Raw genomic sequence first — 14,564 nt, 5'->3', positions numbered from 1 at the left:
GTGGACGACGGCTCGCGCGGGCGTGTCGTGCGGTGGGATGGGGGCATGCCGTCGTCGTCCCGCCGCCCGCGCCCGCCCGGGCCGTCCGTCGCCGACCTCGGGCCGGCGCTCGCCGCGGCGGGGTGGTCGCTGCGGCGGGAGCCGGGCGCGGTCGGCGGGGTGGTCGCCCGCGACGCCGCCGGGACGGTGTGCGAGGTCGCGCTGCTCGCGGCGCCCGCGGACCCGGGGGCGCGGGCCGCGCTCGTCGAGCACCTGCGCGGGCTCGGCGGGGAGCACGAGCACCTCGCGGCGGTGCGCGGCGTCGTGGCGGCGGACGGTTCGTCGCTCGCCGTCCTCGTCGACCACGTCGGCGGGCTGCGCCTCGACGAGCTCGCCGCCGCGCGCGAGCCGCTCCGCGCGGGGGAGGCGGTGACGGTCCTCGTCCCGGTCGCCCAGGCGCTGACGGCGCTCCACCGCGAGGGTCGCAGCCACGGCGTCCTGGACGCCGCGTCGGTCGTCGTCGCCCCGGACGGCCGGACGGTGCTGCGCCCGCCGCTGGCGCCCACGACGGCGTCGAGCGCCGACGACGTCCGCGACCTCGCCCGCACGGTCCTCGGTCTCGTCCCTCCGCCCGCGTCGAGCCACCCCGCGCACGCGGCGCCGCCCGACCCCGACGAGGCGCGGGCCCTCGCCGCGCTGCACGCGGAGCTCGCCGTCGCGCTCCGCGACGACCCGGCCGCCCGTCCCGCCGTCGGGACGTTCGCCGCGCGCTGCTACGACGCGGTCGAGCCGCAGCCGATCGTCATGCCGGACCCCGCGCGGCTCGTCGCCGGCGCCCTGGCGGGTCGGCGAGCTCCCCGCCCGGCGGTGCCGGGGCGGCGAGCGGCCCGCGACGACGTGGCCGCGGCGCCCGGCCGTCGTGGGGTGCGCGCGATCCCGGAGCGCCCGCGGCGCGGGGCGCCGCTGTCCGGCCTCGGGCGCGGGGCGAGGGCCGGTGCGCACGCCCGCCGGCCGGACCGGCGGCGACTCCCGTGGTCCGGCCGCACGACGACGGCCCTCCTCGGCGGCGCGGTGCTCGTCGTGGCGGTGGTCGTCGCGCTCGCGGTCGGCACGCCGTGGTCCTCGCCCGTGCGCGACGACGGTCCCGCGACCACCCGCACGGCGTCGGCCGCGGATCCGGCGACCGACCCCACGCTCGACCGGGCCGACCCGCTCGGTGCGGCGCGCACCCTCACGGCGCGGCGGCTGGAGCTGCTCGCGGACGGTGCGGGGGAGCTGTCCGCGGTGGTGGTCGCCGATTCGGCCGCGGAGGCCCGCGACGCCGAGCTGCTCGCCGCGCTCGACGGCGTCGACGTGGTCGGGGCACGGGCCGAGGTCTTCGACGCCCGGCACGTCGAGCCCCGGCGGCCGGATGCCGACGAGGGGCACGGGGACGAGGTCGCGACGGTGGCCGTGGACTACACGGTGTCGGCCCACCACCAGCGCACGGCCGCGGGCGAGGTGGCGGTGCCCGCCACGCCGCGGACCACGGCCGTCCTGGTGCTGCGGTGGACCGACGCGGGGTGGCGCGTCGCCGAGGCGCGATGACCTCGCCCGTGCCGCAGGGCGAGCCGTCGTCAAGCGCGCCGGGTGCCGTCCGCGGGGAGGCCCGGCTGTGAGGACCGCCGGTCAGCGGCTCTCGACGACCTCGCGCGCGGCGTCCTCCAGGACGGGGTCGGACCACGTGAACCCGCTCGCCTCGAGCACGGTGGGCAGGGCGCGCTGGGAGCCGAGGATGTCGGACGCGAGCTCGCCGAGCGCGACGTGCAGGGCGAACGACGGCACCGCGAGCACGGCAGGACGGTGCAGCGCCCGCGCGAGCGCCCGGGTGATCTCGGCGTTGGTCGCCGGGTGCGGGGCGGACAGGTTGACGGGGCCGTGCACGGGCGCGGTGAGGAGGTGCTGCAGCGCGGCGACCTCGTCGCGCAGCGTGATCCAGCTCCAGTACTGCGTCCCGGGGCCGAGGCGCCCGCCCACGCCGAGCCGCAGGAGGGGCAGCAGCCGGCCGAGCGCGCCGCCGTCGGGGGAGAGGACGATGCCGGTGCGGGCGTGCACGACGCGGACCCCTGCCTGCTCGGCGGGAGCGGTCGCGGCCTCCCACTCGCGGACCAGCCGCGCGAGGAAGCCGTCTCCCGACGCGGACGTCTCCGTGAGCACCTGGGAGCCCCGGTCGCCGTAGTACCCGATGGCGGAGCCCTGGAGCCAGACCGGCGGCGGCGAGTCGAGGCCGGCGATCGTCCGGGCGAGCAACCCGGTGGTACGCGTGCGGGACGTGACGAGCGTCCGCTTGTACGCCGTCGTCCAACGGTGGTCGCCGATGCCCGCTCCGGCGAGGTTGACGACGGCGTCCGCCCCCGCGAGCACGCCCGGGTCCAGCCGGCCGGAGTCAGGGTCCCACTCGTGCTCGTCCGAGGTCTGCGGTGCGCGGCGCACGAGGCGGCGCACGTGATGACCGTCCGCGCGGAGACGTTCGAGCAGCTCGGTGCCGATGAGCCCGTGCGAGCCCGCCACGACGATGTCCATGGGGACACGCTACGGGTCTGCGGCGGACTCGGCACGGTCCGCGGGACGGATCCGCGGCCGGGACGGAGGGACGAGCGAGGGCCCCGACCGGCGTGCGGTCGGGGCCCTCGTCAGCGTCGCGCCGGAGCAGGCCGGCGCGGTCCGCGGCGGGTGCCGCGGAGCGGGTCCGTCAGAGGCCGACCTCGGCCTCGAACGCGCCCTCCTCGATGCGGTTCTTGATGGTGGTGAGGAAGCGCGCGGCGTCCGCACCGTCGACCAGGCGGTGGTCGTAGGACAGGAAGATGAAGCACGTCGAGCGGATGCCGATCGTGTCGTTCCCGTCCACGTCCGTCACGACGACGGGGCGCTTCGTGATCGTGCCCGTGCCGAGGATCGCGACCTGACCGACCGGGACGATCGGCGTGTCGAAGACGGCGCCGCCCGAGCCGGTGTTCGTGATCGTGAACGTCGCGCCCGCGAGCTCGTCCGGACCGACCTTGTTGGCACGCGTGCGCGCGCCGAGGTCGGCGATCTTGCGCGCGATGCCGGCGAGGTTGAGGTCGCCCGCGTCCTTGATGACGGGGACCACGAGGCCGCGCTCGGTGTCGACCGCGATGCCCACGTTCTCCTGGCCGTGGTAGGTGATCTCGTCCTCGGCGAAGGTCGCGTTGATCTTCGGGTAGGCCTTGAGCGCCTCGACCGCGGCGAGCGTGAAGAACGGCAGGAACGTGAGGTTCGCGCCCTCGCGTGCCTTGAAGTCCGCCTTGGCGCGGTTGCGCAGAGCAGCGACGCGCGTGACGTCGACCTCGACCGCCGTCGTGAGCTGGGCCTGCGTGCTCAGCGCCTCGACCATGCGGCTCGCGACGAGCTTGCGCAGGCGGCTCGTCTTCTCGGTCGTGCCGCGCAGCGGGGAGACCGCCGGGACCGACGCCTTCTTCGGGGCGCCACCGGCCGCGGGAGCCGCCGGTGCGGCAGCGGTGGGCGCCGCCTTGGCCTCCTCGGCCTTGCGGGCTGCCTCGAGCACGTCCTCCTTGCGGATGCGGCCGCCGACGCCCGTGCCCGTGAGGGACGAGAGGTCGACGCCCTTGTCCGCGGCGAGCTTGCGCACGAGCGGCGTGAGGTACGTGCCGCCGGCCTTGGCGGCCGGGGCCGGGGTCGCGCCAGGAGCCGACGGCGCGGCCGGCTTCTCCGCGGCGGGAGCGGGGGCGCTCGTCGCGGGGGCGGGCGTCTCCTCCTGCGCGGCCTGCGCGGGGACGTCCGCCTCGCTCGCCGGGGTGCGCGCCTCGGTCGGCGCCTCCTCCTGCTTCGGCGCCTCCTGCTTCGGCGCCTCCTGCGCGGGCTGCTCGGCCGGAGCGGCGGGGGCCGCGGCCGGGGCGGCACCGGAGCCGACGATCGCGAGCACGGCGCCGACCTCGACCGTCTCGTCCTCCTGGACGAGGATCTGCTGGACGGTGCCTGCGACGGGCGACGGGACCTCGGTGTCGACCTTGTCGGTCGAGACCTCGAGCAGCGGCTCGTCGACCTCGACGGTGTCGCCGACCGACTTGAGCCACCGCGTGACGGTGCCCTCGGTGACGGACTCGCCGAGCGCCGGGAGCTTGATCTCCTCGCCGCCACCGGCGGAGTCGCCGGACGGCGCGGGCTGCTCGGCGGGCGCGGGGGCGGCGGGCGCCTCCTGGGCGGACGGCTGCTCCGGCTCCGGCGCGGCCTGCGGGGCCGGAGCCTCGGTCTCGGCCTCGGCGGGGGCCGGCGCGGAGCCGCCACCGCCCGAGCCGTCGCCGATCACGGCGAGGTTCGCGCCGACCTCGACGGTCTCGTCCTCCTGGACGAGGATCTGCTCGAGCGTGCCCGCGACGGGCGACGGGATCTCGGTGTCGACCTTGTCGGTCGAGACCTCGAGCAGCGGCTCGTCGACGGCGACGGTGTCGCCGACCGACTTGAGCCAACGGGTGACGGTGCCTTCGGTGACGGACTCGCCGAGGGCCGGCATCTGCACGTTCTCAGACATGACCTGCCTGGTCTCCTTCGATCGTTGGGGTCAGTTGTGGGCGTGCAGAGGCTTGCCGGCCAGGGCCAGGTGCGCCTCTCCGAGTGCCTCGTTCTGGGTGGGGTGGGCATGGACCAGGGCGGCGACGTCCTCGGGGTACGCCTCCCAGCCCACGATCAGCTGGCCCTCGCCGACGAGCTCGCCGACGCGGGCGCCGATCATGTGCACGCCGACGACGGGACCGTCCTTGCGGCGCACGAGCTTGACGAAGCCGCTCGTCCCGAGGATCTTGCTCTTGCCGTTGCCGGCGAGGTTGTACTCGAGGGACTCGACCTGGTCGGCCCCCCACGTCTCGGCGGCGTCGGCCTCGGTGACGCCGACGGACGCGACCTCGGGCTCGCAGTACGTGACCCGGGGGATGGACGACTCGACGATCGGCGTCGGGTCGAGGCCCGCGATCTGCTCCGCGAGGAAGATGCCCTGCGCGAAGCCGCGGTGGGCGAGCTGGAGGCCGGGGACGATGTCGCCCGCGGCCCAGATGTTGCCGACGCCCGTGTGCAGGCGCTCGTCGACGATCACGAAGCCGCGGTCGAGCGTGAGGCCCTGCTCCTCGAACCCGAGGTCCGCGGTGCGCGGGCCGCGCCCGACGGCGACGAGCAGCAGCTCGGCCTCGAACGTCTTGCCGGACTCGAGGGTCACGGTGACCCCGGAGTCGGTCTCCTTGACGCCGGCGAACCGGTCGCCGAGCGAGAACGCGATGCCCCGCTTGCGGAACGCGCGCTCGAGCGCCTTCGACAGGGCCACGTCCTCGTTCGGCACGAGGTGGGGCAGCGCCTCGACGATCTGGACGTCGGCGCCGAACGACTTCCACACGCTCGCGAACTCGACGCCGATGACGCCGCCGCCGAGCACGACGACCGACTTCGGCACGCGGTCGAGCCGCAGCGCCTGGTCGGACGTGACGACCCGGCCCCCGATCTCGAGACCGGGCAGCGACCGGGCGTACGAGCCGGTGGCGAGCACGACGTGGCGGCCGGTGTAGCGGGTGCCGTCGACCTCGACCGTGTCCTGCGACACGAGGCGACCGTGGCCCTCGACGTACGTGATGCCGCGCGAGGAGACGAGTCCCTGGAGACCCTTGTACAGACCGGCGACGACGCCGTCCTTGTACGCGTTGACCCCCGCCATGTCGATGCCCTCGAGCGTGCTGCGCACGCCGAACTTCGCGCCCTCGCGGGCGCCGTCGGCGAGCTCGGCCGCGTGGAGCAGCGCCTTGGTGGGGATGCACCCGTTGTGCAGGCAGGTGCCGCCGAGCCGGCCCGACTCGACGAGCGCGACGTCGAGACCGAGCTGGGCGGCACGCAGCGCGGTGGCGTAGCCGGCGCTGCCTCCGCCCAGGACGACGACGTCGAATGGTGTGCCGGGTTCGGCCACGTGCGACTCCTTCAGCGAGGGGAGAGCGAGAGCGGGCGTCCACGGCACGACGGCGGGCCGGACGGGAACCGCTGACCCACGGTGCGTGAACGTTCTCCGGGAGCCATCTTGGCACCTCGGGGACGGGCTCCCCAATCGAAACCTGGGCCGTACGGCTGTGACGATGGAGACAGCGTGCCCACCGTATGACCAGGGTCACGCTGTACCCTGCCGCTGTGCCCCGGCTGCCCAAGCTGTCCAGCCTGTTCTCCCGCCGTCCCGCGACGACCTCGTCGCCGGGCGGCGCCGCGGCCGCGCCGTCGGACGCCCGCCGCGCGACGCTCGCACACCTGCAGGAGTTCGTGCGTACGCGCGTCGGCGTCGAGGCGTACGTCGAGCCGCCCACGCCGGACACGGGCGCGACGCTCCTGCTCATCGCGACGACGGGGGAGTGGACACGGCGCCGCGTGCCTGACGAGAAGACGGCGTTCGACGTCGCCGGCTCGCTGGGCGTGCCCGTCTACAACGTCCGCTTCACCGGCTACCCGCAGCGCATGCGGGACTGGAACTCGCGCCAGCGCAAGAGCTCCTGACCGGGCCGCCCGCCGGGCGAGCAGGCGGTCCTGGTCCGTCGGGGCGACCGGACGGACCAGGACCACCTGCTCGGCGGGGTCGGGTCAGCGGCGGGCGCGGCCTTCGACCAGGCCCAGCAGGGTGCGGACGGCGACGCCCGTGCCGCCGACCGGCGTGTACCCGTGCGCGGAGCCCTCGTTGAACGCGGGGCCGGCGATGTCGAGGTGGGCCCACGGCGTCTCGCCGACGAACTCCTGGAGGAACAGCCCGGCGACGAGCATCCCGCCGAACCGGTCGCCGATGTTGGCGAGGTCCGCGACCTTCGACTTCAGCGACGCGCCCAGCTCCTCGGGCAGCGGCATCGGCCAGAACTGCTCGCCCGCGGCGTCGGCCGCCGCGACGACCTCCGCGCGTACGTCGTCGGCGCCCATGACCGCCGAGACGCGGTTGCCGAGCGCGACCATCTGGGCGCCGGTGAGCGTCGCGACGTCGAGCACGACGTCGGGCTTCTCCTCGACCGCGGCGACGAGGCCGTCGGCCATGACGAGGCGGCCCTCGGCGTCGGTGTTGAGCACCTCGACCGTCTTGCCGCCCCGGATCGTGATGACGTCGGACGGGCGCTGCGCGGTGCCGGACGGCATGTTCTCCGCCAGGCACAGCCAGCCCGTGACCGCCACGGGCAGGCCCAGGCGCGCGGCGGCGACGACGGTCTGGAGCACCGCGGCGGCGCCGGCCATGTCGGACTTCATCGCCTCCATGCCCTTCGCGGGCTTGATGGAGATGCCGCCCGAGTCGAACGTGATGCCCTTGCCGACGAGCGCGACCTTCGCCGCAGGGCGCGACGGCGTGTAGGCGACCTTGACCAGGCGCGGCCCGCGCGCCGAGCCCTGGCCCACGCCGACCAGGCCGCCGTACCCGCCCGCGGCGAGCGCCTTGTCGTCGAGCACGGTGACCTTGAGGCCCTTGGCACCGGACTCCTTGACGGCCTGCTTCGCGACGTCGGCGAACGCGGCCGGGTACAGGTCGTTCGGCGCCGCGTTCACGAGGTCGCGCGTCGCGTTGACCGCGGCGGCGACGACCGTCGCGCGCTCGACGGCGGCCTTCGCGGCGGCGCTGCGCGCGTTCGCCGCGAGGATCTCGACGGTCGCGGGCGGACGGCTCCCGGCCGACGTCGCGGCCTCGCCCGTGCGGTAGCGCGCGAACGTGTAGGTGCCCAGGAGCGCGCCCTCGGCGACGGCGGCGAGCTGCGCGTCGTCCTCGACGGGCAGCGCGACGGCGACCGACGCGGTGCCGGCGAGCGCGCGCAGCGCGGCCCCCGCCGCACGGCGCAGCGCCTCGGCGCCGAACGTGCCGTCGGCCCGGCGGGCGCCGAGGCCCACGAGCACGAGCACGCCCGCCTTGAGGTCGGGACCGGCGGGGACCTTGCGGACCTCGTCGGCGGCGCCCGTGATGCCGAGCGCGGGTGCGAGGTCCTCGAGGGCGGCGACCACCTGACGGGGCAGGTCGCCCCCGACGATCGCGACGCCGTCGGACGTCGTGTGGGTGCCGACGACGAGCGCGTCGACCTTGGCACCGGCGGGATTCTTGCTGGAGACGGTCAGTTCAGCCACCCCGCGATGCTATCCCCGGCCGCCCGCGGGGTCCGCCGGGCCTGTGGACGATTCCCGCGGCGCCCACCGCCCCCGGTACGCTCGGCGGCGTGGTCCTCCCCCTCCTGCTCCTCGTGGTCGCGGCGTGCGTCGCGCTCGCCGCCTGGGCGGTCGTGTTCGTCGCACGCGACCGCGCGGTGATCCTGCGCCAGCTGTGGGGCGCCGCGGTGATCGAGGGGCTGATCCTCGTGCAGGCGGTCGTGCTCGGCGTGCTCGGCGCGACCGGGACGGCGCCCACCGACCCGGTCCTGCTGTGGGGCTACCTCGTGACCGCACTCGTCATCCTGCCCGTCGCCGCGCTGTGGGCGTTCGCTGAGCGCTCGCGCTGGAGCTCCGTCGTGCTCGCGGTCGCCGCGCTCACGGTCGCTTTCCTCGAGTGGCGGCTGTGGCAGATCTGGAACGCCTGACCTGGAGGCCCTCGCCATGAGCGCACCTGCCGCCCCCGACGGGGCGGACCCGGCGGCGACGCCCGCAGCGGGCGGTCGCCCGGACCCGCGGTCGGGGCAGCCCCGCACCAACGGCGGCTTCGGCCGGGTGCTCGTCGCCGTCTACGGGATCTTCGCGCTCGCCGCGACGGCCCGCGCCGGGGTGCAGCTCCTGCGCGACTGGCACGAGGCGCCGCTCGCCTACGCGCTGTCGGCGCTCGCGGCGGCGGTCTACGTCGTCGCGACGATCGCCCTCGCGCGGGGCGGCCGCGTCGCGCGCCGCGTCGCGTGGCTCGCCGTGGGCGTCGAGCTCGTCGGCGTCCTGACCGTCGGCGCGTTCTCGCTCGCCGACCCCGAGGCCTTCCCGCGCGCGACCGTCTGGTCGGGCTTCGGCCAGGGCTACGGCTACGTCCCGCTCGTGCTGCCGTTCGTCGGGCTCTGGTGGCTCTGGCGCACCCGGCCCGCCGCGCCCGGCGCGACCACCCCGCCCCCCACCACCCCCGCCACCGACGCCCCGGAGGACGCCGCATGACCCGCCGCCGACCGCTCCTCTACGGCCTCCTCTTCGACACCGTGTTCCGCCGGATGGACCCCGAGCGGGCGCACCACGTGGCGTTCGACCTCATCGGGTTCGCCGGGCGCGTGCCCGTGCTGCGCGACGTCGTCCAGGGGGCGCTCGCGCCCTACCTGGGCCGCGCGGCGGGGGGCCGGGGGAGCGTCGAGGTGCTCGGCAAGGTCTTCCCGGCGCCGTTCGGGCTCGCGGGCGGCTTCGACAAGGACGCCCGGGCGGTGCGCGGGCTGACGATGCTCGGCTTCGCGTTCGTCGAGATCGGCACCGTGACGGCGCACGCCCAGCCCGGCAACGAGCGGCCGCGCCTGTGGCGCGAGCTCGACGTCCAGGGCGTGCGCAACCGCATGGGGTTCAACAACGAGGGCGCCGCGGCGGCCGCGCGCCGGCTCGCGGCCCTGCGCTCGACGCGGGGCGGGCGTGCCGTGCTCGTCGGGGCGAACATCGGCAAGACGAAGGTCACGCCCGCCGAGGAGGCGGCCGCGGACTACGCGACGAGCGCGGGCCTGCTCGCGCCGTACGCGGACTACCTCGTGGTGAACGTGTCGTCCCCGAACACCCCGGGCCTGCGCGACCTCCAGGAGGTCGAGTCGCTGCGGCCGATCCTCGTGGCCGTGCGCGAGGCGGCCGACGCGGCCACGGCGGACGCGGGCGTCGGCCGGGTGCCGCTGCTCGTCAAGATCGCCCCGGACCTCGCGGACGAGGACGTCGACGCCGTCGCCGACCTCGTGGACGAGCTCGACCTCGACGGCGTCGTCGCCGTGAACACGACGATCGGGCACGACCGCGGGCCAGGCGGCCTCTCGGGCCCGCCCGTCCGCGCGCGGGGCCTGGCCGTCGTCGCGCGCCTGCGCGAGCGGATCGGGCCGCAGCGCGCGATCATCGGCGTCGGGGGGATCACCACCGCGCACGACGCGCGCGACTACCTGCACGCGGGCGCGGACCTCGTGCAGGGGTACACCGGGTTCCTCTACCAGGGACCGCTGTGGGCGGCGCGGATCAACCGCTCGCTCGCGCGGCACCCCGAGCCCGGCGCGCACGTGCGGGGCGCCGACGCGAAGGAGGCACGATGATCCGGCCGCAGTGGGTCTGGGAGCTCGACGACGCCGAGGGGCGCGCGCTCGCCTCGCCGGTGAGCCCCGTCTTCACGACGCAGTACGACGCCGAGCAGTGGCTCGGCGAGACCTGGCGGAGCCTCGCCGCGGAGGGCGCTGCCGCCGCCCGGCTCCTGCACGACGGCAGCCAGGCGACGGCGACGGTGGAGCTGCGCGTCCCCTGACCGGGTCGCCCGCCTCCTGACCCGGACGCACGGCCGGCGGGTCCGCCCCTGGCGACGCGGGCGACGCGGGCGCGCGAGCCTGTCGCGCGCCGTCGTCCCGGGGGGACCGTCAGCCCGCGACCCGGGCCCACGCGGCGGCGAGCCGTGCCACGGCGTGCTCGAGCTGCTCGGGCGGTCGGGAGAACGTCAGGCGTAGCCGGTCGGCCGCGCTGCCGTCGGGCGTGAAGGTCGGGCCGGCGTTGACGAGCACGCCCTCGGCCGCCGCGGCGGCGGCGAGGGCCTGCGCGACCGGGGCGCCCAGGTCGACCCACAGCGAGAGACCGCCCTCGGGCACGTCCACGCGCCACTGCGGCAGCGCCCGGGCGAGCAGCCCGCACAGGAGGTCGCGCTGCGCGCGGAGCGTCCGACGGCGCTCGGCGAGCACCGCGGGGGCGTCGTCGAGCAGCTCGACGACGGTGAGCTGCTCCAGCACCGCGGTGGCGATGTCCGCCGACTGGCGCGTGCGCGCGAGACGCGCGACGAGGTCCGGGTGGGCGCGGACCCAGCCGACCCGCAGCCCGCCCCAGAACGACTTGGACGCCGAGCCGACCGTGACGACGTACGGCGAGGTGCCGTCGCCCGCGAGCGGCTCCACGACCGGACCGGTGGCGTCCGGGTCGCCGTCGAGGTCGAGGTCGGTGAGCGTCTCGTCGCCGACCACGGTCACGCGGTGGCGCGCCGCGGCGTCGCGCACGCCCGCCCGCTCCTCGGGCGTGAGGGTGTAGGCGGTCGGGTTGTGAAAGTCGGGCACGAGGTAGACGAGGCGCGGCGCGACCTGGCGCAGCGTCGAGTCGAACAGGTCGACGTCGAACCCCGGCGCGTCGTGGTCGTGGCCGCCCCGCGCCCCGCTGTCGCCCCGGCCCACGGGGACGGGCACCAGCCGCGCGCCCGCCCGTCGCAGCGACTCCATCGCGTGGTAGTACGTGGGCGACTGCACGACGGCGCGGTCACCCGCCCCGAGGAGGGTGTCGGCGAGCGTGGTGATGGCGTGCTGGGCACCCGTGGTGACGAGCACCTCGTCGGGCGTGGTGGGCGTGCCGCGGCGCGTGTGGTGGTCGGCGAGGGCCTCGCGGAGCACGCCGAGGCCGTACGGCTCGTAGCCGCCGCCGGACAGGTACTCGGGCAGCCGCTCCAGCGCGCGCGAGTAGGCGGCGTGCAGGCCGCTCGGGGCGGCGGAGGTCGCCTGCGACAGGTCGGCGAGGTCGATCGGCGCGGTGCGCGGCGCGGGCCCGGGCGGGGCGTCGCCGCCGGCCGCGCGGTCCGCGGGCCGGCGCGCGCTCGGGCGGGGAAGCACGACGACGGTCCCCGAGCCGGTGCGCGAGCGTGCGAACCCGAGCTCGCGCAGCCGCCCGTACGCGGCGGCGGTCGTGGTGCGCGAGACGCCGAGCGCGACGGCGAGGTCGCGCTCGGACGGCAGGCGCGTGTGGGGCGCGAGGGTTCCCGCGAGGACGGCGGCCCGCAGCGCGTCGGCGAGGGCGGTGTACGCGGGGCCGCCCGCGTGCCACCGGCCGAGCAGCCGGGCGGCGGCAGCGGGGGGCAGGTGGCGGTGGACGTCGACCGTCCCGGCCGGGGCGAGGCTCATGGGGCCACTCTCTCGCGATTGGCTATGGATGTCGATGCCACTCGGCGGTCAGGATGACACCCATGAGTCCCACCCGTCGCACCGCCCAGCTCCTCCTCGGCCTGCTCGGCTACGCGCTGTCCATGGCGATGCTGATCCACGCGGGCCAGGGCGGGATGCCGTGGGACGTGCTGCACCAGGGCGTCGTCCGCCGCACGGGGCTGCCGTTCGGCGTCGTCGTCGGGTCGCTCAGCGTGCTGGCCCTGCTCGCCTGGATCCCGCTCCGGCAGCGGCCCGGGATCGGCACGGTCGCGAACGTCGTCGTCATCACGCTGACGATCGACCCGGTCATCGCTCTCGTCACGCGCCTCGTCCCCGACCCGGGCGTCGCCGCGAGCGTGGCCCTGGCCGTCGGGGGCATCGTGCTCAACGGCCTCGCGACGGCGGCCTACCTGGGCGTGCGGCTCGGCCCGGGACCGCGCGACGGGCTCATGACCGGCCTGGTGGCGCGCACGGGCTGGTCGGTGCGGCTCGTGCGGACCCTCCTCGAGGTCGTCGTCGTGACGCTGGGCTGGGCGCTCGGCGGCACGCTCGGCTGGGCGACGGTCGCCTACGCGCTCGCCGTCGGGCCGATCGTCCAGCTCACGGCGCGGTGGTTCGCGCCGCGCGGGCTCGTCGCCGCCGCGGCCTCCGAGGCGGCGGCGGACGTCGAGGGGGCGTCGGACGGCGAGCCCGCGTCGGACATCGAGACCGCGTCACGGGAGCCCGTCCCCGCGACCGCAGGCCCCCGGCCGGACGAGGGAGGCATGCCCGCGTCCGGCCGGTGAGGAGACGACGACGGCCCCGGCGTGCTGCCGGGGCCGTCGTCGCGTGCGGTGGCGTCCGTCAGGCGACGCGGCCCTGCGGGGCGTTCTCCGCCGTCTTGCCCGGGTCGCGCTCGACGGCGCCCCCGAGGATCTCGTCGATCCGGGCCATGAGCTCGGCCGGGATCGTCACGCCTGACGCCTTGACGTTCTCCGCGACCTGCTCGGGGCGCGACGCCCCGACGAGCGCCGCGGCGACGTTGTCGTTCTGCAGCACCCACGCGATCGCGAGCTGCGCCATGCTCAGGCCCAGCTCGTCCGCGACGGGCCGGAGGTTCTGCACGCGCGTGAGCACGTCGTCGGTGAGGAAGCGCTGGATCATGCGCGCGCCGCCCTTGTCGTCGGTCGCACGCGACCCCGCCGGCAGCGGCTGCCCGGGGAGGTACTTGCCGGACAGCACGCCCTGCGCCATGGGCGACCAGACGATCTGCGAGAGCCCGAGCTCGCGCGACGTCGGCACGACCTCGTCCTCGATGACGCGCCACAGCATCGAGTACTGCGGCTGGGAGGAGATGAGCTGGAACCCGAGGTCCTGCGCGAGCGCGTGGCCCGCGCGGATCTGGTCCGCCGTCCACTCGGAGACGCCGATGTACAGGGCCTTGCCCTGGCGCACGATGTCGGCGAACGCCTGCATCGTCTCCTCGAGCGGCGTCTCGGTGTCGTACCGGTGCGCCTGGTAGAGGTCGACGTAGTCGGTGCCGAGCCGCTTCAGGGAGCCGTTGATCGACTCCATGACGTGCTTGCGCGACAGGCCGGTGTCGTTGGGGCCGCCGGGGCCGGTCGGCCAGTAGACCTTCGTGAAGATCTCGAGCGACTCGCGCCGCTGGCCCTTGAGGGCGTCGCCGAGCACCTGCTCGGCCTTCGTGTTGGCGTAGACGTCCGCGGTGTCGAACGTCGAGATGCCGGCGTCGAGGGCAGCGTGCACGCACGCCGTCGCGACGTCGTTCTCGACCTGGGAGCCGTGGGTGAGCCAGTTGCCGTAGGTGATCTCGGAGATCTTGAGACCAGAGTTGCCGAGGTAGCGGTAGGTGGGCATGGACCCAACCTAGCCGCGGGCCCGGCCGCTCGCGGGGCCGGGCGCCGTCGTCACTCGGGGTAGACGCCGTGCTTCTTGTGCGTCGGCTTGGGCAGCCGCGCGCGGCGGAGCTGGAACGCCCGCATGACCGCGTACATGACCGTGCCCTTGGGGATGTCGCCGAACTTCGCGAGGAGGCGCTTGCGCAGGCGCCGCCACATGATGAAGCCGTCGACGACGGTGAGCAGGACGATGACGTACAGCGTCATGACCGTGAGGAACGCGAGCTCCTGGTTCCGCGCCGTGAGGAACGAGAACACGATGAAGACGAGGGCGACGGGCAGGAAGAACTCACCGAGGTTCCAACGGGCGTCGACGTACTCGCGCACGTAGCGCTTGACCGGGCCCTTGTCGCGCGGCGGCAGGTAGCGCTCGTCGCCGGTCTGCATGGCCTGGTACTGGCGGTCGCGCATCTCGCGCTGCTTCTCCCGTGCGGACTTCGCGGCGGCGCGGCGGTCGTTCGGCACGAGGGGACGCTTGTTCGCGGCCTCGGAGACCTTGCGCTTGGGGGTCGGGCGGCCCTTGCCGGCGCGCTCGATCTCGGCCGCCTCCTCGACGGGGTCGGGGGCGGCGGGGGTCGCGGCGGCCTTGTTGCGGGAGAACACCCCTCCA

At 75.8% G+C, this 14,564-nt stretch carries 14 protein-coding genes; 7 read left to right on the top strand and 7 right to left on the bottom strand.

The window, feature by feature from the left end:
- The first annotated feature begins 45 nt into the window (after positions 1 to 45).
- Positions 46 to 1,566, top strand: a complete 1,521-nt coding sequence (locus tag HKK73_RS11425; RefSeq protein WP_157446618.1) for a hypothetical protein — start codon at positions 46 to 48, stop codon at positions 1,564 to 1,566.
- An 81-nt stretch (positions 1,567 to 1,647) separates the two neighbouring features.
- Here the strand turns inward: HKK73_RS11425 and HKK73_RS11420 are convergent, their stop codons facing one another.
- The 3 genes from HKK73_RS11420 to lpdA form a co-directional block, all read right to left on the bottom strand.
- A complete protein-coding gene (locus HKK73_RS11420) occupies positions 1,648 to 2,541 on the bottom strand; it encodes a TIGR01777 family oxidoreductase (protein WP_009864240.1) in 894 nt (297 codons plus the stop codon).
- A gap of 169 nt (positions 2,542 to 2,710) precedes the next feature.
- A complete protein-coding gene (gene sucB / locus HKK73_RS11415; protein ID WP_171468031.1) occupies positions 2,711 to 4,528 on the bottom strand; it encodes a 2-oxoglutarate dehydrogenase, E2 component, dihydrolipoamide succinyltransferase in 1,818 nt (605 codons plus the stop codon).
- A 30-nt stretch (positions 4,529 to 4,558) separates the two neighbouring features.
- Positions 4,559 to 5,941, bottom strand: a complete 1,383-nt coding sequence (gene lpdA, locus HKK73_RS11410; protein WP_061269200.1) for a dihydrolipoyl dehydrogenase — start codon at positions 5,939 to 5,941, stop codon at positions 4,559 to 4,561.
- A 215-nt stretch (positions 5,942 to 6,156) separates the two neighbouring features.
- On the opposite strand from lpdA, the gene HKK73_RS11405 reads away from it, so the two are divergent.
- A complete protein-coding gene (locus HKK73_RS11405; protein WP_370670926.1) occupies positions 6,157 to 6,513 on the top strand; it encodes an oxidoreductase in 357 nt (118 codons plus the stop codon).
- An 84-nt stretch (positions 6,514 to 6,597) separates the two neighbouring features.
- Here the strand turns inward: HKK73_RS11405 and HKK73_RS11400 are convergent, their stop codons facing one another.
- A complete protein-coding gene (locus HKK73_RS11400) occupies positions 6,598 to 8,103 on the bottom strand; it encodes a leucyl aminopeptidase (protein WP_171468030.1) in 1,506 nt (501 codons plus the stop codon).
- 89 nt (positions 8,104 to 8,192) lie between these two features.
- Here HKK73_RS11400 and HKK73_RS11395 point away from each other — a divergent pair, with 89 nt between their 5' ends.
- Genes HKK73_RS11395 through HKK73_RS11380 form a run of 4 tightly spaced genes read left to right on the top strand, consistent with a single transcriptional unit; the run spans position 8,193 to position 10,414 of the window.
- The gene (locus HKK73_RS11395; RefSeq protein WP_034652936.1) at positions 8,193 to 8,549 is read left to right on the top strand and encodes a hypothetical protein; all 357 of its coding nucleotides are present in this window, start codon (positions 8,193 to 8,195) and stop codon (positions 8,547 to 8,549) included.
- A 16-nt stretch (positions 8,550 to 8,565) separates the two neighbouring features.
- The gene (locus HKK73_RS11390; RefSeq protein ID WP_171468029.1) at positions 8,566 to 9,099 is read left to right on the top strand and encodes a hypothetical protein; all 534 of its coding nucleotides are present in this window, start codon (positions 8,566 to 8,568) and stop codon (positions 9,097 to 9,099) included.
- Positions 9,096 to 10,208, top strand: coding sequence for a quinone-dependent dihydroorotate dehydrogenase (locus HKK73_RS11385; protein WP_171468028.1), 1,113 nt, complete (start codon positions 9,096 to 9,098; stop codon positions 10,206 to 10,208). Before HKK73_RS11390 ends, HKK73_RS11385 begins: the two co-directional genes overlap by 4 nt.
- Entirely contained in the window at positions 10,205 to 10,414 is a 210-nt protein-coding gene (locus HKK73_RS11380) for a hypothetical protein (RefSeq protein WP_076405433.1), read from the top strand. Before HKK73_RS11385 ends, HKK73_RS11380 begins: the two co-directional genes overlap by 4 nt.
- Before the next feature lie 109 nt (positions 10,415 to 10,523).
- Here HKK73_RS11380 and HKK73_RS11375 read toward each other — a convergent pair whose 3' ends face one another.
- Positions 10,524 to 12,035 carry a PLP-dependent aminotransferase family protein gene (locus HKK73_RS11375; protein ID WP_171468027.1) on the bottom strand — a complete coding sequence of 504 codons (1,512 nt, stop codon included), beginning with the start codon at positions 12,033 to 12,035 and terminating at the stop codon, positions 10,524 to 10,526.
- A 62-nt stretch (positions 12,036 to 12,097) separates the two neighbouring features.
- On the opposite strand from HKK73_RS11375, the gene HKK73_RS11370 reads away from it, so the two are divergent.
- The gene (locus tag HKK73_RS11370) at positions 12,098 to 12,841 is read left to right on the top strand and encodes a YitT family protein (protein WP_171468026.1); all 744 of its coding nucleotides are present in this window, start codon (positions 12,098 to 12,100) and stop codon (positions 12,839 to 12,841) included.
- Between the two features lie 58 nt (positions 12,842 to 12,899).
- Here HKK73_RS11370 and HKK73_RS11365 read toward each other — a convergent pair whose 3' ends face one another.
- Both HKK73_RS11365 and HKK73_RS11360 read right to left on the bottom strand, forming a co-directional pair.
- On the bottom strand, positions 12,900 to 13,913 hold the full coding sequence (locus HKK73_RS11365) for an aldo/keto reductase family protein (RefSeq protein ID WP_061269428.1): 1,014 nt from the start codon (positions 13,911 to 13,913) through the stop codon (positions 12,900 to 12,902).
- 50 nt (positions 13,914 to 13,963) lie between these two features.
- Positions 13,964 to 14,557: a DUF3043 domain-containing protein gene (locus tag HKK73_RS11360; RefSeq protein WP_043658508.1), complete on the bottom strand. Its 594-nt coding sequence runs from the start codon at positions 14,555 to 14,557 to the stop codon at positions 13,964 to 13,966.
- Positions 14,558 to 14,564 lie beyond the last annotated feature (7 nt).

This window comes from Cellulosimicrobium sp. 72-3 (genome assembly GCF_013127315.1).
Classification (GTDB): domain Bacteria; phylum Actinomycetota; class Actinomycetes; order Actinomycetales; family Cellulomonadaceae; genus Cellulosimicrobium; species Cellulosimicrobium funkei.
The sequence above is the reverse complement of the archived record's forward strand: the minus strand, read 5'-3'. Positions and strand labels throughout refer to the sequence as shown.

Bases quoted from the DNA above. Each gene is read 5' to 3' on its own strand.
- HKK73_RS11425 (WP_157446618.1), top strand. From the start codon at position 46: ATGCCGTCGTCGTCCCGCCGCCCGCGCCCGCCCGGGCCGTCCGTCGCC.
- HKK73_RS11420 (WP_009864240.1), bottom strand. From the start codon at position 2,541: ATGGACATCGTCGTGGCGGGCTCGCACGGGCTCATCGGCACCGAGCTG.
- sucB (WP_171468031.1), bottom strand. From the start codon at position 4,528: ATGTCTGAGAACGTGCAGATGCCGGCCCTCGGCGAGTCCGTCACCGAA.
- HKK73_RS11390 (WP_171468029.1), top strand. From the start codon at position 8,566: ATGAGCGCACCTGCCGCCCCCGACGGGGCGGACCCGGCGGCGACGCCC.
- HKK73_RS11385 (WP_171468028.1), top strand. From the start codon at position 9,096: ATGACCCGCCGCCGACCGCTCCTCTACGGCCTCCTCTTCGACACCGTG.
- HKK73_RS11380 (WP_076405433.1), top strand. From the start codon at position 10,205: ATGATCCGGCCGCAGTGGGTCTGGGAGCTCGACGACGCCGAGGGGCGC.
- HKK73_RS11375 (WP_171468027.1), bottom strand. From the start codon at position 12,035: ATGAGCCTCGCCCCGGCCGGGACGGTCGACGTCCACCGCCACCTGCCC.
- HKK73_RS11370 (WP_171468026.1), top strand. From the start codon at position 12,098: ATGAGTCCCACCCGTCGCACCGCCCAGCTCCTCCTCGGCCTGCTCGGC.
- HKK73_RS11365 (WP_061269428.1), bottom strand. From the start codon at position 13,913: ATGCCCACCTACCGCTACCTCGGCAACTCTGGTCTCAAGATCTCCGAG.